The sequence below is a fragment of the Acidiferrimicrobium sp. IK genome, assembly GCF_025499425.1.
Classification (GTDB): Bacteria; Actinomycetota; Acidimicrobiia; order Acidimicrobiales; family Palsa-688; genus Acidiferrimicrobium.
Genome location: NZ_JAIMCB010000001.1, coordinates 468,366 through 487,522 on the forward strand (window position 1 = coordinate 468,366; position 19,157 = coordinate 487,522).

Here is a 19,157-nt window from a genome sequence, read left to right on the forward strand (position 1 = left end):
CAAACCCGCGCTGGCGTGCGGGTTTGCGACACCTGCTGATCGCCGCGTCGTCGCGAGCGCGCCAAACTGACCCCGACCCGCCGCCGGGCCGCCGGCCGACCCGCCAGCGGTGATTTCACGTAGCCGTGACCGGCCCGCCATCGTCGGGCCGCTCAGGGGTGCTCGACTGCCGAGGTGGCGACCGACGCGGACGTGATCGTGGTCGGCGCCGGCCACAACGGCCTGGTGTGCGCCGCGTACCTGGCCGCGGCCGGCCTCGACGTGCTGGTCCTCGAACGGCGGGGGGAGGTAGGCGGCTGCGCGTCCACCGTCGACGCGCTCGGCGCCCGGGTCAACGTGTGCAACTGCGACCACTCGATGATCCGGGCCAGCAGGGTGATCGAGGAGCTGGACCTGGCCGCCCACGGGCTGCGCTACGTGGAGATGGACCCGGTCCGCCACTACCTGACGGTCCCCGCCGGCGAGGCGGCCGAGGGCTGGACGATCTTCCGGGACCCCGAACGCACTTTGGCCGGCTTGGGCCTGACCCATCCCCGCCAGGTCGACGCCTACCGGGCCTACCTCGACGCGACCACTCCCGTCGCCCGCCTCCTCCTCGAGGTGACCGCCATCACCCCGACGCCGACGGGCGTCGCCCGGCGCCTGGCCGCCCGCCGGGGGGAGGGCGTCGCCCGGCTGCTGAGGCTGTCGCGCATGGCCGTCGGCGACGCGGTACGCCAGTGGTTCGACAGCGAGGCGCTCGCCGCGCCGGTGTGCGCCACCGGCCCGGCGGTGTGGGGGCTCCCGCCCGGCGCCCCGGGCACCGGCCTGGGCGCGCTCGGCTACGCCCTGGCCCACCTGGCGCCGACCGGCCGGCCGGTCGGGGGGAGCGGGGCGCTCACCGACGCGCTCGGCGCGGCCGTCGTCGCGTCGGGCGGCCGGGTCCGCTGCCACGCCGACGTGGTCCGCATCGACTGCGAGGGCCCGGCGGTGCGCGGCGTGGCTCTCGCCGGCGGCGAGGAGCTCACCGCCCCGGTCGTCGTGTGCGCTGCGGACCCCCGCCAGGCGCTGGTCGGCTGGCTGACCGGGGCGCCGCCCGCCGCCCACCGGATGCTCGCCCGCTGGGCGGCGCGCTCGCACCAGGAAGGCTACGAGTCGAAGCTGGACGCGGTGGTCGACGCCCCGCCGCGCTATCCCGCCGACGACCGGTTCCGGGCCGCGCTCGGGTTGGCCGACCGGGGCGGCGAGACGACCATCATCACCCCCGGTCTGGACGGGATCGCCGCCGCCCACCGGGCCGCGGCGAGCGGCGCGGTCGCCGACCAGCCGATCTTCTTCGCCAACGTCCCGGACCTGGCCGACCCGAGCGTGGCCCCGCCCGGAGGCGGCCACACCTTCAGCCTCGAGGTGCTCTTCACGCCGTGGCAGCTGAAAGGCGGCTGGGACTCCACCGTCGAGCCGGCCCGGTGGCTGGAGGCGTTCGCCCGTCACACCCAGCCCGGGTGGCTGGAGGGGGTGCGACGGTGGCGGGCGGTCACCCCGCCCGACTACGAACGGGACTTCGGGCTCCGCCAGGGTCACGCCCCGTCGTTCCCCGGCGGCCCGCTCGCCGCGCTCGCCGGCCGGGACCGGGAGCTGACCCGCTACCGGACCCCGGTCCGGGGTCTGTTCCTCACCGGCGCGGGCACCTTCCCCGGTGCGGGGGTGTGGGGCGCCAGCGGACGCAACACGGCCCGGGCGGTGGAGGCGGCGCTGCAGCGCCGGCCCCGGGGCCGCCGGCGGCGGCCCCGGGGCAGCCTCGAGGCGGGCTAGGAGCCCGTCGTCCCCGCCGGCAGCTTGATGCTGGTGTCGATGAACTGGTTGGTGAACAGGTCCGACGCGCTGAGCCCGGCCTTCGGGGCTTTGCCGGCCTTGGTGTCGATCGGGGTCAGCTGGGTGATCAGGTTGGAGATCCGCGACGCGTCCTGGCTGCCCATGACCCCGTCGCTGCCGTTGGCGATGATCCCGTCGGCGACTTGGGTCTTGGCCGAGTACGCCGCGACGTTGGCGTCGTACACCCACCCGTTGTTGTACGCGGAGACCAGCTTGACGATCAACGCGTCGGCCGGCCCCGGGTTCTCGGCGTAGTCGACCTGGGCCTGCTGGATGTCGGGGATCAGCTTCTTGAAGCACGCCGCGTACTTGGTGACGTTGGCCGGGAGGGTGGCGAGCGCCTCGGCGTAGGGGTCGTAGCCGGTCGAGGAGATCAGCGCGTACTTGAGGGGCTTGTCCCACTGCGGCAGCTCATGGGCGTAGATGTAGGGCTCGGCGGTGGCGAAGCCCTGCTGCACGTCGGCGCCTCCCGACGCCACGAACTGAGTTGGCGTCGAGTTGTAGGCGGTGTCGAGCTGCCCGGCTTTCAAGATCCCCTTGCCCACCAGGTAGTCGGTGTAGGCCTGCCCGGACTCGACTAGCACCTTGGCGTTGGACTGGCCGATGCTGGCCACCGTCGACAGCTGGGGGTACTTCGACGGGTCCCACATGAACATCAGCGGGCTGTGCTGGCGGGGCGCGACCAGCGCCACTGTCGGCTGGCCCGACGAGTCCCGGATGGCGGCGTCGGTGCTGACGTAGCCGAGCAAGATCGAAGAGTCGGTGTACATCTGGGCGTCGACGTTGTTGTAGCCGATAGCCGGGCCCCCGACGCGCACCTGGATCTTCACGCCGGTGTCTTGCCCCTTGACCATCATCTCCGCGGTGTAGGTCTTCTTGCTGGTGTCGATCGTCCCGTTGGGCCCGAGGGCCAGCTGGTACAGCTCGCTGTGGTCGGCTTCGGGGTCCCAGTCGGTCTGGGTAACGATGGTGCTCGGGCACACACCTTTGAGCGACACCGCGGAGGTCGGCGAGCCGGTGGTGGGCGCCGCGGCGGTCGTCGCGCTCGACGACGTGGTGCTACTCGAGCCGCATCCGGCGACGGCGACGCTCAAGGTGGCGGCGATGCCGGCGACGGCGCGGCGGGAGGGACGATGCATGGAGCTCCTTTTGTCGGTGCTGCTGGGGGTGGGGGAGGGGCGGGTGTGGGTTCAGGCGGCCCGGCCGCGGGCGGAGTCGTACCAGGCGCCGATGACCCGCTTGGAGACCGCGCCGACCATCAAGAACGCGAAGATCCCGAGCAGGGACGACAGGATCACGTCGCCGTACATCTGCGGGGTCTCCAGCCGGTTGAGGTAGGTGTTGATCAAGATCCCGAGACCCGGCTGGCCCTGGGTGAAGAAGAAGTCGCCGACGATGGCCCCGATGACCGACAGGCCAGCGGAGATCCGCAGCCCGGTGAACACGTTGGGGAGCGCGGCCGGGAACTGCAGCTTCCACAGGCGGGTCCACCGGCTGACGCCCTGGAGAGTGAACAGGTCGTGGGGTCCCTCCTCGACGCTTTGCAACCCGAAGAGGGTGTTGGTGATGATCGGGAAGATGGCGATGATCACGCACACCAGCACCCGGCTGCGGAAGTTGTAGCCGAACATGAACCCGATGATCGGGACCAGGGCCAGGATCGGGACCGTCTGAACGACCACCGCCCACGGGAACACCGACCGTTCGATGGCCTTGGCCTGGCTCATGGCGACGGCGATCGCGAACCCGAGCAGGATCGAGATGGCCAGGCCCAGACCGGCCGCCTTCGCGGTCAGCGCCAGCGACTGCAGCAACGGGTGGAGGTTGTTCCACTCGAGGAAGCTGGTGTGGATGACCGTCTGCGGCGGCGGGAGAAGGAACCGCCGGCTCGGCTTCAAGATGACGTAACTGAACAGGTACCAGACCCCGACCACCGCCGCGGAGAGCAAAAGCGGCGGGACGACGACGCCGAGCAGGGACGGGCGTTTCTCCGGGGCGTCGCCGGGAGCCACCGCGACGCCGGGCCCGTCGGGGAGGTCCGGCCCGGCGCCGGGGAGCACCACGGAGGTCACGAGTGGGCCTCCCGGAGGGCGGCGCCGACCTCGCCGGCGATGCGGGCGAACGCCGGGTCGTAGCGCAGCTCCGACGCCCTCGGGTAGCCGAAGGGGACGTCGATGTCCGCGACGATGCGCCCCGGCCGCCCGGACATGACCAGCACCCGGGTGGAGAGGAACACCGCCTCGGCGACGGAGTGGGTGATGAACAACGCCGCGAACCGCCGGTCCGCGAACAGCCGCAGCAGCTCGTCGTTGAGCCGTTCGCGGGTGATCTCGTCGAGCGCGCCGAAGGGCTCGTCGAAGAGGAACACCTCCGGGGCGGTGGTCAGGGCCCGGGCCAGGGACGCCCGCATCTTCATGCCGCCGGACAGGGCCCGGGGGTACTTGTCCTCGAACCCGTTCAGCCCGACGGTGGCGATCGCCGCGCTGGCCGCGGCGCGCGCCTCGGCCTTGGGCACCCCGCGCAGCTCGGCGAGCAGCTCGACGTTGCGCCTCACCGTCCGCCACGGCAGCAACGTGGCGTCTTGGAAGACGTAGCCGAGCTTGCCGGGGGCGACGTCGATGGAGCCGGTCGACGCCTTGGTCAGACCCGACGCCAGCCGCAGCAGGGTGGACTTGCCGCATCCCGACGGGCCGACCACGGCGACGAACTCGCCGGACTCCACCTCGAAGGTGACCGGGTTGAGCGCGACGGTCCCGTCGGGGAACTTCTTGCTGACCCCCTCGAAGCTGACACCGGCGGACGCGGTGACAGGCCGGCGGGTGGCCTCTTGGACGAGCGCCATGGGCGTCATACCTCCAGTGGTTCCGGGACCCCGCAGAGGGTCCGGGTGGTGGTGGTGCGGGCCACGACGTGGCCCCGGTGGACGGTGATGCGGTTGGCGGTCCCGCCGGCGACCGCGTCGGCGAGGTCGCCGCCGGCGAGGGCCAGCAGCTCGGCGGGGGCTCCCGGCGCCAGCCCGCCGGCGGGCAGGCCCATCGCGGCCCGGGCCGCCGCCGAGCAGGCGTGCCACGCCTGGCCCGGTGTCAGGTGGGCGGCCATGACCATGAGGGCCGCGGTCTCGGTCGCGTCGAGGCGGCCCACCGCGCAAAACGGGTCTCTGGCGTTGTCGGCGCCGGCAGCCACCGTGACCCCCGCAGCGCGAAGCGCGCCCACCGCGGTCAGACCCCGAGGCGGCGCGGTGGTCACCCCCCGGGCCTGCAGGTACAGGTTGGTCTGCGGGAGGGCCACCACCGCGACGCCGGACGCGGCGAGGAGGGCGGCCACTTCCTCCTGCACCGCGGGCGGCTGCACGGCCAGGCTGACGCAGTGGCTGGCGGTCACGCCCGCCCCCGGGCCCCGCTCGCCGACCTGGCGGGCCAGGTCCCGCACGGTCAGCACCGCCGGGTCGAGGGTCTCGTCGGTGTGAAGGTCGACGGGGAGGCCGGCGCCGGCCGCGACGTCGAGCACCAAGGCGGTGGCCGCGGCCGGGTCGGGGTCCCGGTACGGGCAGCCGCCGACCACGTCGGCGCCGGCGTCGAGCGCGGCGCCAAGCAGCCGCCGGTTGGCCGCGCCGCCGCTGCCGGTGAGGGGGGTGGCGACCAACGCCACGATCTGCAGGTCGACCAGCGGACGGCACCCGGCGCGCACCTCGACCAGCGCGTCGAGGGCTCTCAGCCCGAGGCCGGCGCCGACGTCGACGTGGGTCCGGATGGCGGTGGTCCCGTTGGCGACCATCGCCTCGACCGCGGTCGTGGCCCGCGCCACCAAGTCGGCGTGGGTCAGCTCCGGCCAGTGGGCGTGCCACGCGGCGATGGCCCCGGCCAGGTCACCGGCCGGGTTGGCCGCGGCCATCGCCGACAGCGCCTTGTCGAGGTGGGCGTGCGGTTCGGCGGGGGCCGGCACGACGACCATGCCGCTGCAGTCCTCGACGATGTCGCCTGCTTCGGGGTCGAGGGCGGGGGCGACCTCGACGATGGTGCCCGCGTCAGGGTCGACGGCGATGTCCGCTGCCGTCCCGTCAGGCAGCACTCCGCCGCTGAGCAGCAGGCGGCGGCCGGCGCCGCTCATGGGGTGACGGCGTCCAATCGCACGCCGATGCGGGGCAAGACGTCCTCGGCCAGCAGGTGGAGCTGGTCGTCGAGCGCCTCCCTGGACAGGCCGGGCAGGTCCGGGAACAGGATCAGGTGGCGCAGGTCCAAAAGCTCCGCCCACCGGCCCAGGGTGTCGGCCACCTGCTCGACCGAGCCGATGGCCATCGCCCCGGCGCCGACGGTCTCCTCCATCGTCGGGCGGTAGTCGAACGCGGAGCCCTCGACGATGGTCTTGAACCGGCCGTATGGGGCCAGGAACTTGACGAACTCGTCGTGGCCGGGACGCCCGGCGCGGGCGGCCTCGGCGGTGGTGCGCGCCGCGTGGACCGGGATCTGGAAGCAGCGCCCCTCGCCGGGCGCCAGCACCCGGCCGGCGTCGGCGGCGGCGTCGGCGAAGCGGTCCCAGTTGGCCTTGACGAAGCCGTAGGGGGCCATCGCGAACACGCCGGTGATGCCCTGGGACGCCACGTAGGTCAGCGTGGCGGGGGAGCTGACCGCCTGGAAGATCTCGATGGGGCCGTGGACCGGTCGGGGCACCAAGGTTAGGTGGGTGACGGTGGCCCCCCGGTCCGGGATGCCCGGCGGCGGGAAGGTGTAGTGCTTGCCGGTGAAGTTGAACTCCTCCTCGGACCACGCCGCCCGGATGACCTCCATGGCCTCCTCGAACATTTCCCGGTTGACCCGGTCGGCTTCCCGGCTCATCGCGTTGTCGCCGCTGGCGACCACCGCGCCCAGGGTTTGCGCCTCGCGGGGCACGGTGCCGCGGCCCACGCCGAACACCAGCCGGCCGCCGGTGAGGATGTCGGCCATCGCGAAGTCCTCGGCCAGGCGCAGCGGGTGCCACTGCGGGACGACGTTGAACAGCTGCCCGAAGCGCAGCCGCTCGGTCAGCCCGGCCAGGTGCACCCCGAAGAGGATGAGGTTGGGGGTGACCTCGTAGCCCTCGTACTGGAAGTGGTGCTCGGTGAGCCACATGGTGTCGTAGCCGAGCGGGTCGGCGGTCGCCGCCCAGTGGCACAAGTTGGCGTAGCCGGCGGCCACGGCGTCGTTGGTGGCCCGGCGGTCGGTCGGGGCTGGCGCCCCGGCGCCGGCGTCGGACATCGGCACCATGCCGTAGAAGTGAAGGTCGATCCGCACGGCCTTTGATGCTCACGACGTAACGTTTCCAAACAGCGCACCACGTGTTGCCATCAGGTAAAGGCCGAGCTCCGCAGAGTTCATGTTCCGGCAACGTGACCGGCCTCGGGGCGGGGCAGCATGCAGTGATGGGCGCGTTGCTGCAGTCGGGACAAGGGGACCGGCCGGGGATCTACGTCCCCGCCGGTGTCGACACCGTGTCGTGGGGATGGGTGGCGGGACCGGATGCCGCGCCTATCGCCAAGGTCCAACCTGACGAGATCCTTACAATCGACACGGTCAGCCACGAAGGGCTGCTCGGTGATCAAGGCCGCGATCCAGTCGAGTTCTTCGGGGGTTTCGGGGTGGGGGCCGACATGGTCCTCGCCGACGCGGCAGCCATCGCGGCCTCCGGCATTCCCCACGACCAGCGCCGCGACGGGCCGCACGTGGTCACCGGGCCGGTGTGGGTCGAGGGGGCCGAACCCGGCGACGTCGTCACCGTGGAGGTCCTCGACCTGCGCCTGCGGGTCTCTTACGGCGTGATCTCCAACCGCCACGCCAAAGGCGCGCTTCCCGGCGAGATGCCCGAGGCCGATCCCGACAGCGGCGCCCCGGTCCCGCTGGTCACCCGGTTCGCGGCGGTGGCTCCCGGCGGGGGGTCTGCGGTGGTGCGGGCCCCGTCGGGACCGGGCCTGGCCCTGCCGCTGCGCCCGTTCATGGGCCTGGTCGCGGTGGCCCCCGCCACCGGCCCGGCCCACTCGACGCCGCCCGGCCCCCACGGCGGCAACCTCGACGTGCGCCCGCTCGGCACGGGCAGCCGGCTGCACCTTCCGGTGCGGGCAGAAGGGGCCCTGCTGCAGATGGGCGACCCCCACTTCGCTCAAGGCGACGGGGAGGTGGCCCTCACCGCGCTGGAAGGGTCGCTGCGGGCGGTGGTGCGCGTCGCTTTGCGCAAGGCGGCCTCCCCGTCTTGGGACCTGCCCTACGGCGAGACCGACGACGCGTGGCTGCTGCTCGGGTTGCACGAGGACCTCGACGAGGCGGTGCGCATAGCCACCCGGGCGGCGGTGGCCCTGGTCGTGGAGCGCACCGGCGTCGACCGGGCCACCGCCTACGCCTGGCTGAGCGCGGCCGGGGACCTTTCGGTGTCGCAGGTCGTCGACGGCGTCAAGGGGGTCCACTTCTCGGTCCCCAAGGCGTGGCTGGAGGCGGTCGGGTGAACCTCGACGAGCACGCCCGCGCGAACCTCGACGAGCAGGTCCGGGCCGCGGCAGGACTGGCCGAGCGGCTGCGGGCGTTGCGGGTCGGGCCGCGGCTGCTGGCGCCGGGGGCGCCGGAGGGCCCGCTCGCCGGGACCGGCATCGTGGTCAAAGACCTCATCGACGTGGCGGGCGTGGCCACCGGCGCCGGGAACCCGCAGTGGCTCGCCGACGCGCCGGTCCCGAAGGCCCACGCCCCGGCCGTGACCCGCCTGGTCGAGGCCGGGGCGTCGGTGGTCGGGAAGTCCCACACCGACGAGCTGGCCTTCAGCCTGTCGGGCACCAACATCCACTACGGCACCCCCGCCAACCCGGCGGCGCCCGGCCGGGTGCCCGGCGGCTCGTCGAGCGGGTCGGCGTCCGCGGTCGCCGGCGGCCTGGTGCCCGCCGCGCTCGCCACCGACACCGGCGGGTCCATCCGGGTGCCGGCGTCGTACTGCGGCGTCTGGGGGTTGCGGCCCACTCACGGCCGGGTGCCGCTGGCGGGGGTGGTCGAGTTCGCCCCGTCGTTCGGCACCGTCGGCGTCCTCGCCGCCACCGGCTCGATGCTGGAAACGGCCGGCCTGGCCCTGCTCCAGGGGGCCGCCGCGGCGGTCCCCGACGTGCTCGTCGTCGCCGACGACCTCCTCGCCGAGGCCGACCCTGCCGCGGCGGCGGCGGTGGCCGACGCCGCCCGCCGGCTGGCCGCCTCGCTCGGCGTCGAGCTGCGCCGCGGCGAGCTGAGCGCCGGGCGGCTCGGGGCTTGGCTCGGCGCGTTCCGGGGCCGGCAGTTCGTCGAGGCGTGGCGATCGCACGGCGGGTGGATCGAGCGGCGCCGCCCCCTGCTCGGTCCGGGGATCGCCGCCCGGTTCGCGGAGGCGTCCGCCACCGACCCCGCCGCGTGGGAGCCGGCCGGGGCGGCCGGCGAGGAGGTCCGCGCCGCGCTGGCCGGGCTGGTGCCAGCCGGCGGGGCGCTGGTCCTGCCGTCGGCCGCGACGGTGGCGCCGCCGGTCGACTTGGAAGGGCCGGCCAAAGACGACCTTCGGCTGCGGACCCTGCGCCTCACCTGCGTCGCCGGTCTGGGCGGCCTGCCCGCGGTCAGCCTGCCCCTCGCGGCCGTCGGGGGCCTGCCGCTCGGGGTGTGCCTGCTCGCAGGGCGCGGCGACGACGAACGGCTGCTGGCCGCCGCCCGCGCCGCGGGGACGGCGGCGCGCCCGCCGCAGGCGGGCCAGTGAGCCGGGCCGCCGCCGAAGCGGCCCCGGGCATGCTCGGCGCGACCGCGGCCGACATCGCCGCCGCGGTCCGGGCCGGGAAGGTGCCGGCGGCCACCGTCGCCGAAGCCCACCTGGAGCGCATCGGCGGCCCTGGCGCGTCGCTCAACGCGGTGGTCGCCTCGGACCGGGACGCCGCGTTGGCGGCCGCCGCCGCGGTCGACGAGGCGGTGGCCGCCGGCGTCGACCCGGGCCCGCTGGCCGGCGTCCCGATGACGGTCAAGGAGGCGTTCGCGGTCGCCGGGATGCCCGCCACCGCAGGGATGCCGGAACGGGCGGGGATGGTGGCATCGCGCGACGCCCCCGCGGTGGCGGCGTTGCGGGCCGCGGGAGCGGTGATCCTCGGCGTCACCAACCTCCCCCGCCAGCTCGCCGACTTGCAGACCGACAACCCGGTGTACGGCACGACCCGCAACCCGTGGGACCCGCAGCGCAGCCCGGGCGGGTCGAGCGGCGGGTCCGCGGCGGCGGTGGCCGCCGGGCTGGTCGCCGCCGACCTGGGCAGCGACCTGTCGGGGTCGATCCGGGTGCCGGCGTCGTGGTGCGGCGTGTACGGGCTGCGGCCGAGCAACGGGCTGGTGTCCAAGCGGGGGCACCTGCCGTGGCCCCTAGACGGGCTGCTCGAGCCGCCGACCTCGGTGGTGGGGCCGCTGGCCCGCAGCGTCGCCGACCTCCGGCTGGTCCTCGCCGCGCTCACCGCCCCCAACGCGAAGCCGCTCACCGCCCGCACCGCGACGCCGCCGGCTCCCCCGGCAGGGGCGCTTCGCGTCGGGGTGTGGGCGGAGCATCCCGGGGCCCCCGTCGGTGCCGAGACCGCCGCGGTCTTGGACGCCGCGGCCGGCGCGTTGAGCGCGGCGGGAGCGACTGTCGCCGCGGTGACGCCGCCGCTCGACGCCGGGGCGCTGGAGCTGGGCTGGCGGCTGATCCACGCCGAGATCACCCACGGCCTCACCGCCGAGCAGTGGGACACCGCCGGCGGGGCGCTGCGCCAAACCGTCCGTGATCACCTCGACGACGCCGAGGCCAGGCTGCAGCTGAGCGCCCGGTGGGACGCCGCGATGCAAGGGTGGGACGCCCTGCTCTGCCCGGCGGTCGCGGTCGCGGCCCGGCCGCATGACCCGTCGCCTCGGACGGGTCGGACGGTGATCATCGACGGGGAGGAGCGACCCTTCGACGACCTGGCCGCCTGGAGCGTGCTGGCGTCGGTCGGGCACATGCCGTCGGTGACCTTCCCGGCCGGCCTGGGCGGCGAGTCAGGGCTGCCGGTCGGCCTGCAGCTCATAGGCCGGTGGCGGCGCGACGCCGAGCTGCTCGCGGTGGCCGCCGCGGTAGACGCGGTGATCGGCGGTTACGTCCCGCCGCCGGGATGGTTCGCGTCGCTTTGAGCCCGCGGGGGACCCCGGCCGATGAACTCGCGCTGGACGCAGCGTCGTAGCTGGCAGACGATTGACCCGGACGCCGAAGCGTCCTCGACCAAGGAGGCCGTCTCATGGCGCGCGTCAGCACCTACCTCAACTTCGACGGGCAGGCCGAGGAGGCCTTCGCGTTCTACGCGAAGGTGTTCGGCACCGAGCCCACCATGATCAGCCGGTTCTCTGAGATGCCCCCCGGCGGGCCCGGCGAGATCCCCGAAGGGGACCGGGACGAGGTGATGCACGCCGAGCTGCCGATAGCCGGCGGCCACCTCCTCATGGCCACCGACATGCTCTCGTCGATGGGCCAGCAGACCCGGATCGGCAACAACACGACCCTCTGCGTGGACGTCGACAGCAGGGACGAGGCCGATCACGTCTACGGCATGCTGGCGGAGGGAGGCTCCGAGGGTTCCCCGATGGCCGATATGCCGTGGGGTTCGTACTGGGGCGTGATCTTGGACCGCTACGGCATCCGCTGGATGGTCAACCACACCCCATCGACGTGAACCGAACGCCTGCCGGTCAGCCGCCCCGGGCGGCGATGGCGCGCAGGCGGGCGTGGACCTCACGGGTCGCGTCCGCCTGCAGCGGGCCGCTCGATCCGGTCCCGTCGGCGACGCGCCGGCCGCCGACGTAGACCGCCTTCAAATTGCGCAGCCCGCAGGCCAGGACGTAGCTGCCGTAGTCGTCCCACACCGGGCCGGTGTCGGGGGCGCGGGGGTCCACGACCAAGAAGTCGGCGTACTTGCCGACCTCCAGGCTGCCGACGTCGGCGTCGACGCCGAGCGCCTCGGCCGAGCCGCGAGTGTGCAGCTCGAGCATGTCGGCCACTGGCATCGCCGCGGGGTCGTGGGTGGCGGCGCGCAGCAGGTAGACGCCCATGCGCATGTTCATCCACGGGTCGGAGCAGTCGGTGCATGCCTGGTCGTCGAGGCCGACCCCGACGCGCATCCCGGCGGCCCGGATGGCGGGGATGTCGGCCACCCCCGACGCCAGGCGCCCGTTGGACGCCGGCTGCCAGCTCATCGCGCACCCCGCCGCCGCGGCCTCGTCGATCATCGCCGGGGTGGCCTGCACGAAATGGCCGAAGATCAGGTCGGGACCGAACGCCCCGGCGTCGCGGTACCACGCGAACTTCGAGCGTTGCAGGTCGAGCTGCTCGCGGGTCTCGAGGAAGTGCGGCTGGTTGCGCAGACCGAACCGGCGCATCGCCTCGACCTCGATGCTCGCCGCTTGCGGCCCGGCGGCCCACTGCACCGCGCCGGATATCGCGTCCCCCAGGTACCCGGGGGCCTCCCGGTGCTTGGCCCCCAACGACAGGACCTCCTCCAGGCGGTCCAGGACCTCGGCTCGGGTGCCGACCGCCTCGTCGAGCATCACGCTGTTGACGAAGCGGATGCCGGCGTCGACCTTGGCGGTTATCTGCGCGCCGAGGTGCTCGACGGGCTTGAGGCTGCCGCCGTAGCCGCCGGCGCCGGCGGTCGCCGCGTTGAAGTCGAGCCGGCCGGAGGTGAAGTCGTAGGCGGTGGTGATCCCGTTGCCGAGGAAGTCGAGGGCGCCGTGCACGGTCAGCCAGTACAGGTCGTCGGGGGTGGCGTGGCGGGTGTGGGCGGTCATCGCCTCGACCCACCCGTAGAGGGTCTGGTCCATGCCGAGCCCCCGCGACCCGCTGGTGAACAGGTGGCTGTGCGACGACACGAACCCGGGGGCCACGAACGAACCGCCGACGTCGAGGACCGCCCCGTCCGCGGCGGCTCCCGGCGGCGGCGCGCCGGGCCCGACGGCGCTGATCCGCCCGGACCCGTCGACCGACAGCCAACCGTCGAACGGCGCCGGGCGGCCCGCCGCCATGGTCAAGATCCGGGCGCCGGTGACGGTCAGCACGGTCCCGCCGCCGGCACTGTCAGCGCGGGGCAGGTCGGGCTCCGGGGAAGGAGAAGCGGCTGATCTCCTCCATGATCGGCGCCAGTCGTCCCACCGCGCCCTCGAACAGCTGCTTTCCGAGCTCGGCGGTGGCCAGCGTCGGGTCGCCGATGACACCGCTCGGCGCGATGTCGTTGGAGCTCCATCCGAAAGACACCTCCCCGCCGAAGCCGATGTGGTCGTAGCCGCCCAGCCAGTCGGGGATCGACCGCTCGGCGCGCCCCAAGTCGACCAGGTCGGGCCGCAGGTGCATGACCATCGACGTCTCGCCGGCGGCGCCGTGGATGGCGAAGCCGCCCTCGGCGTCGTGGCGGCCGGTGCCGCCCTGATCGACGGGCATCGACGGGTGGACCAGGAACGTCATCAGCCCGTGGCGGACCCGGATCTCCCGGCACGCCACCCGCAGCAGCGCCGAGTTGCCGCCGTGCCCGTTGACGAACACCAGCCTCGGGACCCCGGCCCGGGCCAGCGACGCCCCGACGTCGTCGAGGACGGCGAGGAGCGTCTCGGCCCGCAGAGTAACGGTCCCCGGCGCCCACAGATGCTCGGAGGACAGGGCGTAGGAGAGGGTGGGGAGGAGCTGTAGCGGCACACCGCGGGCCTCGTCGATGACCGCTTCGCTCACCGCCTCGGCGATGATCGCGTCGGTGGCGAGGGGCAGGTGCGGGCCGTGGTGCTCCACCGCCCCGATGGGCTGGACGGCGACCATCCCCGCGCCGGCGCTGCCGGCGTCGGGCCCACACAGATCGGTGAAACGGCGGATCGGCACGTCGGGGGACGCTAAGGGCCGGGTGTTGCCTGACCGTCTCGTCACCTTGAACGCCGGGTTACACCGCGGTCGCGGCTCGCTTCCCGGCGCGGCGCTGCTCGGCGTGAGGCCCGGCGACCACCGGCGGGTAGCGGGGCGGGGACCCGTCGGCGGGCGCGCAGGATGCGACGCACTCGATCACCGCGTCCCACGCCGGCATCACGAAGTACGGGATCGAGATCCGACCCTGGCTGGCGTCGGCGCCCTGCGGGTTCACCACCCGGTGCGGGGTGGCCACCCACCGGTCGTTGGTCAGCCGGTTGGTCAGGTCACCCAGGTTGACCACGAAGGTCCCGGGCCGGTGCGGGACCGGCAGCCACCCGTCCCGGCGGGAGCGGACCTCGAGGCCGCCCGGCGCGGCGTCTTGGTAGAGGATGGTGAGCAGCGAGAAGTCGACGTGGCGGCTGGCGCGCACCTGCCCCGGGGCGGGCGGCTCGGCCTGCGGCGGGTACCAGTTGGCCGCCAGGTTGGACAGGTGCCCGTCGACGAGATGGTGCAGCGACCCCGTCGGCAGGTCGAGGGCCAGCGCGAGGACGTCCAGCAGGCGCAGCGCCAGGGCCTCCATCGCCGCGTAGTAGTCCCGCCAGGCGGCCTCGAACCCCGCCGGACGGTCCGGCCACAGGTTGGGGGCCTGCGCGGTCGCGACGTCCATCGGCAGCCCGGCGGCCAGCGCCGCGGCCAGGTCGTCGTGGCGGTTGGCGTGGTACATCTCCCGCAGGTCGGGGTGGGCGCCGCCGCCGACGCCGTCGTCGCGGCCCCGGTCGATGCTGGCGAAGCCGCAGAAGCGGTCCCAGCCCTCGGGCGTGCAGCGCTGCTTCTCTTCCAGTGGCAGCGCGAAGAACTTCGCGCTCGCCGCGTACATCCTGGCGATCACCTCGGCGTCCACGCCGTGGCCTTCGACGACCAAAAAGCCGGTCTCCTCGCAGGCAGCGGCGACCTCGGCGACCAGCTCCGCCCGCCCGGCCGGCCCGGCGTCGAGGAGCGCCAGGTCCACCACCGGGATCGACGCCTCCACCGGGATCGGCGCCGCGACCGGGATCGGCGCCGCGACCGGGCTGGAAGCGCCGCCCAGCCCGGCCCACGTGCCGGCCGCGATCTCCGCGTAGATGCGGCGCATCTCCACCGTCGGGCGGTCCACCTTGATGTGCACGTTGGCGCCCAGCGCGAAGGAGTAGGGCACCTCGATGCCCTCCAGGAGCGCCTTGTCCTCCCAGGTGATCCGCCGGTCGAAGGCCACCACCTCCGCCGCCGGCGCCTCGTCCTCGGTGTCGTTTCGCACCGCCCACTGCACCAGCCGCAACCGGCCCGGCCCGACCGGCGTCGCCGCGGTGACGATCTCATGGACCTTCCCGTTGGGGTAGGTGGAGCGCAGTACCCGCAGGAACGGGGCGTGCCACTCGGTCACCGTGGAGCGCACCGTGCGGGCCCCCGCCTCGCCGGTGACCGCCTGCGCGAAGTCCGGGTTGGCCACCGACACGTCGGAGCTGATCACCATCCCGTAGGCGGTGCGGGCCACGTCGGGGACCGCCACGTCCGGGCGCGAGGTGTCGCCGAACGTGGCCCGGTGCACGAACACCGTGTGGGCCGGGTCGAAGCTGTTCTCCATCAGCCGGGCCGGGGCGCTGGCCCACTCCTCGTCGAACTGGCGGATGACCCGCCACCCTTCCTCCCCGGCGTGGGTGATGTCGGGGACGCCCGCAGCGGGGAAGTCCGACAGGCACACCCACACCACGCCGTAGCGGACCTCCGCCGCCACCGCGTCGACGGCGAAGCGGGGCGGGAAGGCGGTCAGCCCCGGCGTTTGGGGGACCCGCGCGGCAGGCCCGGCCGCGTCGAACTGCCAGCCGTGATACGGGCACACGATGCGCCCGTCGCAGGTCCAGCCCTGCGACAGCGGGGCGTCGCGGTGCGGGCAGCGGTCCCGGGCCGCGCCGACCTCGCCGCGTCCTGCGTCCCAGAGGACCAGCCGCTCGCCGAGGACGGTACGCGCCAGCGGGCCGCCGGGCAGGTCCTCGGCGAAGCACACCGGGTACCAAAACCGGCGCCACACCTCCTGCGAGAGATCCATCACACCGACGGCAGCCTCGATGCCAACGCTCATTAGCCCATGCTCCACCGCCGGTGTTACGCCGCGGTTTCCGCACCGCCCCGACCCCCGGGGTTTCTCGCGGCTGTAACACTCGCCGCCCCGGCCCGTCCCTACACTCCCCGGCGTGCCCCTAATCGGCGCCAGCCCCCGCAACGCGTGGCGGGCCACCGACGGGCGCATCGATCTGCGCCGGGCCCGGCGCGCCGGCGCGCCGGGCTGGGACCTCGACGCGGCCCCCCAACCCCTGACGCTGGACCCCGACCGCACCGGGATCTTGGTGGTCGACATGCAAAACGACTTCTGCCATCCCGACGGGTGGCTGGCGTCCATCGGCGTGGACGTCACCCCGGCCAGGGCACCGATCGGACCGCTCCTGGACCTCCTGCCGCGGCTGCGGGCCGCGGGGATGCCGGTCGTCTGGGTGGACTGGGGCAACCGGCCGGACCGGGCCAACCTGGCGCCCAACGTGCTCCACGTCTACGACCCCGACGGGGCCTCCACCGGCATCGGCGCCGAGCTGGCCGGGGCCGGCCCGGTGCTGCAGGCCGGCAGCTGGAACGCCGCGGTCGTCGACGAGCTGACCCCCGACCCCGGCGACATCACCGTGGACAAGTACCGGATGAGCGGGTTTTGGGACACGCCGCTCGACTCCATACTCCGAAACCTGGACCTGACCACCCTGCTGTTCGCCGGCGTCAACGCCGATCAGTGCGTGCTGGCGACCCTCGCCGACGCGGCGTGCGCCGGCTACGACTGCGTGATGGTGACCGACTGCTGCGCGACCACGTCGCCGGGCTTCTGCTGGGACGCGACGGTCTACAACGTCCGGCAGTGCTTCGGTTTCACCACGACAGCCGCCGAGTTGGGGAAAGCGGCCGGGTGAGCCGACCGCCCTACACGCTCGCGCCGTCGGCCCCGCTGACCGCCCACCACATCAGCCCTGGCGACACCGTCAAGCTGGCCGTGCTCGCCGGTCCCGCCGACGGTCTTGACCACTCGGTGATATTCGAGATCTGGGAGCCCGGCGGGGCCCAGCCGCCCAACTCCCATTCGGCGTCGGTGGAAACGTTCTTGTTCCTCGCCGGGGACGGCCTCGCCCAAAGCGACGGCCAAGAGGCCGCGGTCGGCGCCGGGCAGCTGCTGGTCCTGCCGGCGGGCACCACCCATCGGATCCTCAACACCGGCCCGGGTCGGCTCTACGCCATCACCACCATGATCCCCGACGCCGGGTTCGCGGCGATGATCACCGCCGGGCCGGAGGCGCCCCTCGACGCGGAGGACCTAGCCGTGCTGCGCCGGTCACCCGGGGACCGCGACGGCAACCACGGCGATGTCGTCTCGAGGTCGTCCTGACTGGAACTCGACCACCTCGCGCAAGATCCCCTCGGCCACGGCGTCCGCCGAACCGGGATGCTCGGCCAGCCACGCGACCAGCCGCTCGTCGTCGTAGAACTCGCCCTCAGGGCTGCGGGCCTCGGTCACGCCGTCGGTGTAGACGACCACGACGTCACCCGGGCGCAGCTCGATGGTGGTGTCGGAGAACTCCGGCTCGTCGACCAGACCGACGAGCGAACCCGGCCGACCGAACCCGACCGGAGGCTCCGACCGGCGGATCAACAAAGGGAGCGGGTGGCCGCCGCAGCTGACCGTCGCCGTCCACCGCCGGTCCTGGAGGCGGAGACGCAAGACCGTGACGGTGCAAAACCGGTCGCTGCCGTGGTGGAGGAGCACCTCGTTGAGCGTGGCCAGCGCCCCCGACGGCAGGGACTGGCGGACGGCGGCCGCCCGGACGGTGTAGCGAGCCAGCGAGGTGACCACCGCGGCCTCCACGCCCTTGCCGCACACGTCGCCTATGACCAGGCACCAGTCGTTGGCGCTGACCTCGAACGCGTCGTAGAAGTCACCGCCGATCTCCGCGCCGCTGCCCGCCGGCCGGTAACCGGCGGCCAGCTCGAGACCGGGGATGCGGGGGTGGGCAGGCGGGATGAAGCTCTGCTGGAGGGTGCGGGCCAAAGCGACGGCGTGAGCCTCCGACTCCTCGGCTCGCTGCCGTTCCCGCAGCAGCTCGCGTTCGTACTCCCGCCGCTGGGTGGCGTCGAACACCGCGGTGCGGATCGCGCTCGGCCGACCAGAGCCGTCCAGCTCGACGACCGAGTTGACCAGGACCGGCAGGCGGCTCCCGTCGGCACACACCACGTCGAGGGCGATCTCCCGGGCGCTGCCGTGCATCTGCAAGAGGGGGGCGTAGTGCGTCTCGTGGTAGATCCGGCCGCCGGCGGTGAGCAGATCGACGAACCGGCGGGCCCCGACCAGATGACCCCGGTGGTAGCCGGTGAGGGTGAGGAACGTCTGGTTGACCTTAGCGATCAGGCCGTCGGCGGTGGTCGTCAGATAGCCGCAAGGGGCCCGGTCGTAGAGCCGCTCGGGGTCGTCACCGGCCAACGCCCCGAGGAAATCCTCCAGCGCATGGTTCGAGTCCGCGTCGCCCGAAGCCGGTCGGCTAGTCGCTGACAAACTCGGCGATCGCAGCCGCGGTGGCATCCGGGGCGCTCAGGTTGGGGCAGTGTCCGGTGGCGTCGAGCAACACCAGACGGCTCCCGGCGATGGCGTCGGCCACGTACTGTCCCACAGCGACCGGGGCGATGACGTCTTGTCGGCACTGCAACACCAGCGTCGGCTGCGACACCTTGGCCAGGTCGGCCCGGTTGTCGGACATGAACGTCACCCGGGCGAACTGGCGGGCGATCCGGGGATCGGTCCGACAGAAGCTCTCGGTGAGCTCGTCCCCGAGCTCCGGCCGCTCACCGTTTCCCATGATCACCGGCGCCATCGCGCTGGACCATCCCAGGTAGTTGCTCTCCAGCGAGTCGAGCAGCTCGGCGATGTCCGCCTTGCTGAAACCCCCCACATAGGTACCGTCATCTATGTAGCGCGGCGACGGGGCGACCAGGACCAGCTTGGCGAAGCGTTCCGGTTCGGCGACCGCGGCCAGGACCCCGATCATTCCCGACACCGAATGGCCGACGAACACGACGTCACGGAGGTCCATTTCCCGGCAGAGGAGCAGCAGGTCGTCGGCGTACCCGGCCAGCGAGTCGTAGCGGACCGGGTCATAGGCGCCGAGGTCCGAGCCGCCCGCCCCGACGTGGTCGTAGAGAACCACCCGGAACCGGTCCTCGAAGCGAGGCGCGACGTGCCGCCACATGTGCTGGTCGCAGCCGAACCCGTGGGCGAAGACCATCGGCTGAGCGTCCGCCTGCCCCAAATCCGCCACATTGAACCGCGCTTTGACATCCACCGTCTCGGAGGCTAC

At 73.4% G+C, this 19,157-nt stretch carries 17 protein-coding genes; 7 read left to right on the forward strand and 10 right to left on the reverse strand.

What is annotated here, in order from left to right; all coding sequences use genetic code 11:
- Positions 1 to 174: 174 nt before the first annotated feature.
- Entirely contained in the window at positions 175 to 1,791 is a 1,617-nt protein-coding gene (locus K6U06_RS02280) for a phytoene desaturase family protein (RefSeq protein WP_262320264.1), read from the forward strand.
- Here the strand turns inward: K6U06_RS02280 and K6U06_RS02285 are convergent.
- From K6U06_RS02285 to K6U06_RS02305, 5 genes are read right to left on the reverse strand one after another with little or no spacing between them, the layout of a single operon-like run.
- Positions 1,788 to 2,990, reverse strand: a complete 1,203-nt coding sequence (locus K6U06_RS02285) for a hypothetical protein (protein WP_262320265.1) — start codon at positions 2,988 to 2,990, stop codon at positions 1,788 to 1,790. The two genes, K6U06_RS02280 and K6U06_RS02285, sit on opposite strands and share 4 nt — an antisense overlap.
- A 51-nt stretch (positions 2,991 to 3,041) precedes the next feature.
- Positions 3,042 to 3,923 (reverse strand): ABC transporter permease, encoded by an 882-nt coding sequence (locus K6U06_RS02290; RefSeq protein ID WP_262320266.1) that lies wholly within the window; start codon positions 3,921 to 3,923, stop codon positions 3,042 to 3,044.
- Entirely contained in the window at positions 3,920 to 4,702 is a 783-nt protein-coding gene (locus K6U06_RS02295) for an ABC transporter ATP-binding protein (RefSeq protein WP_410050951.1), read from the reverse strand. The genes K6U06_RS02290 and K6U06_RS02295 overlap by 4 nt, the downstream gene beginning before the upstream one ends.
- On the reverse strand, positions 4,699 to 5,958 hold the full coding sequence (locus K6U06_RS02300; protein ID WP_262320268.1) for an amidohydrolase family protein: 1,260 nt from the start codon (positions 5,956 to 5,958) through the stop codon (positions 4,699 to 4,701). Before K6U06_RS02300 ends, K6U06_RS02295 begins: the two co-directional genes overlap by 4 nt.
- The gene (locus K6U06_RS02305; protein ID WP_262320269.1) at positions 5,955 to 7,118 is read right to left on the reverse strand and encodes an LLM class flavin-dependent oxidoreductase; all 1,164 of its coding nucleotides are present in this window, start codon (positions 7,116 to 7,118) and stop codon (positions 5,955 to 5,957) included. The genes K6U06_RS02300 and K6U06_RS02305 overlap by 4 nt, the downstream gene beginning before the upstream one ends.
- Before the next feature lie 128 nt (positions 7,119 to 7,246).
- On the opposite strand from K6U06_RS02305, the gene K6U06_RS02310 reads away from it, so the two are divergent.
- The 4 genes from K6U06_RS02310 to K6U06_RS02325 all read left to right on the forward strand — a co-directional run bounded on the left by K6U06_RS02310 (position 7,247) and on the right by K6U06_RS02325 (position 11,530).
- A complete protein-coding gene (locus K6U06_RS02310) occupies positions 7,247 to 8,320 on the forward strand; it encodes an acetamidase/formamidase family protein (protein WP_262320270.1) in 1,074 nt (357 codons plus the stop codon).
- Positions 8,317 to 9,573 carry an amidase gene (locus K6U06_RS02315; protein WP_262320271.1) on the forward strand — a complete coding sequence of 419 codons (1,257 nt, stop codon included), beginning with the start codon at positions 8,317 to 8,319 and terminating at the stop codon, positions 9,571 to 9,573. The genes K6U06_RS02310 and K6U06_RS02315 overlap by 4 nt, the downstream gene beginning before the upstream one ends.
- Positions 9,570 to 10,994 (forward strand): amidase family protein, encoded by a 1,425-nt coding sequence (locus K6U06_RS02320; RefSeq protein WP_262320272.1) that lies wholly within the window; start codon positions 9,570 to 9,572, stop codon positions 10,992 to 10,994. Before K6U06_RS02315 ends, K6U06_RS02320 begins: the two co-directional genes overlap by 4 nt.
- A 104-nt stretch (positions 10,995 to 11,098) precedes the next feature.
- Positions 11,099 to 11,530 (forward strand): VOC family protein, encoded by a 432-nt coding sequence (locus K6U06_RS02325; RefSeq protein ID WP_262320273.1) that lies wholly within the window; start codon positions 11,099 to 11,101, stop codon positions 11,528 to 11,530.
- A 16-nt stretch (positions 11,531 to 11,546) separates the two neighbouring features.
- Here the strand turns inward: K6U06_RS02325 and K6U06_RS02330 are convergent, their stop codons facing one another.
- The 3 genes from K6U06_RS02330 to K6U06_RS02340 are packed head-to-tail and all read right to left on the reverse strand — an operon-like array spanning position 11,547 to position 15,856.
- Complete coding sequence (locus tag K6U06_RS02330) at positions 11,547 to 12,908, reverse strand: amidohydrolase family protein (protein ID WP_262320274.1); 1,362 nt, start codon at positions 12,906 to 12,908, stop codon at positions 11,547 to 11,549.
- Between the two features lie 19 nt (positions 12,909 to 12,927).
- Positions 12,928 to 13,716, reverse strand: a complete 789-nt coding sequence (locus tag K6U06_RS02335; RefSeq protein ID WP_262320275.1) for a creatininase family protein — start codon at positions 13,714 to 13,716, stop codon at positions 12,928 to 12,930.
- Between the two features lie 58 nt (positions 13,717 to 13,774).
- Positions 13,775 to 15,856 carry a 2-oxoglutarate and iron-dependent oxygenase domain-containing protein gene (locus K6U06_RS02340; RefSeq protein WP_262320276.1) on the reverse strand — a complete coding sequence of 694 codons (2,082 nt, stop codon included), beginning with the start codon at positions 15,854 to 15,856 and terminating at the stop codon, positions 13,775 to 13,777.
- Between the two features lie 112 nt (positions 15,857 to 15,968).
- Here K6U06_RS02340 and K6U06_RS02345 point away from each other — a divergent pair, with 112 nt between their 5' ends.
- Together K6U06_RS02345 and K6U06_RS02350 are read left to right on the forward strand one after the other, a co-directional pair.
- Entirely contained in the window at positions 15,969 to 16,727 is a 759-nt protein-coding gene (locus K6U06_RS02345) for a cysteine hydrolase family protein (RefSeq protein WP_262320277.1), read from the forward strand.
- The gene (locus K6U06_RS02350) at positions 16,724 to 17,197 is read left to right on the forward strand and encodes a cupin domain-containing protein (RefSeq protein ID WP_262320278.1); all 474 of its coding nucleotides are present in this window, start codon (positions 16,724 to 16,726) and stop codon (positions 17,195 to 17,197) included. Before K6U06_RS02345 ends, K6U06_RS02350 begins: the two co-directional genes overlap by 4 nt.
- On the opposite strand, the gene K6U06_RS02355 is transcribed toward K6U06_RS02350, so the two are convergent.
- Entirely contained in the window at positions 17,144 to 18,358 is a 1,215-nt protein-coding gene (locus tag K6U06_RS02355; protein ID WP_262320279.1) for a PP2C family protein-serine/threonine phosphatase, read from the reverse strand. The genes K6U06_RS02350 and K6U06_RS02355 overlap by 54 nt on opposite strands.
- The gene (locus K6U06_RS02360; protein WP_262320280.1) at positions 18,345 to 19,142 is read right to left on the reverse strand and encodes an alpha/beta fold hydrolase; all 798 of its coding nucleotides are present in this window, start codon (positions 19,140 to 19,142) and stop codon (positions 18,345 to 18,347) included. Before K6U06_RS02360 ends, K6U06_RS02355 begins: the two co-directional genes overlap by 14 nt.
- Positions 19,143 to 19,157 lie beyond the last annotated feature (15 nt).

Bases quoted from the DNA above. Each gene is read 5' to 3' on its own strand.
- K6U06_RS02295 (WP_410050951.1), bottom strand. From the start codon at position 4,702: ATGACGCCCATGGCGCTCGTCCAAGAGGCCACCCGCCGGCCTGTCACC.
- K6U06_RS02285 (WP_262320265.1), bottom strand. From the start codon at position 2,990: ATGCATCGTCCCTCCCGCCGCGCCGTCGCCGGCATCGCCGCCACCTTG.
- K6U06_RS02300 (WP_262320268.1), bottom strand. From the start codon at position 5,958: ATGAGCGGCGCCGGCCGCCGCCTGCTGCTCAGCGGCGGAGTGCTGCCT.
- K6U06_RS02325 (WP_262320273.1), top strand. From the start codon at position 11,099: ATGGCGCGCGTCAGCACCTACCTCAACTTCGACGGGCAGGCCGAGGAG.
- K6U06_RS02340 (WP_262320276.1), bottom strand. From the start codon at position 15,856: ATGAGCGTTGGCATCGAGGCTGCCGTCGGTGTGATGGATCTCTCGCAG.
- K6U06_RS02310 (WP_262320270.1), top strand. From the start codon at position 7,247: ATGGGCGCGTTGCTGCAGTCGGGACAAGGGGACCGGCCGGGGATCTAC.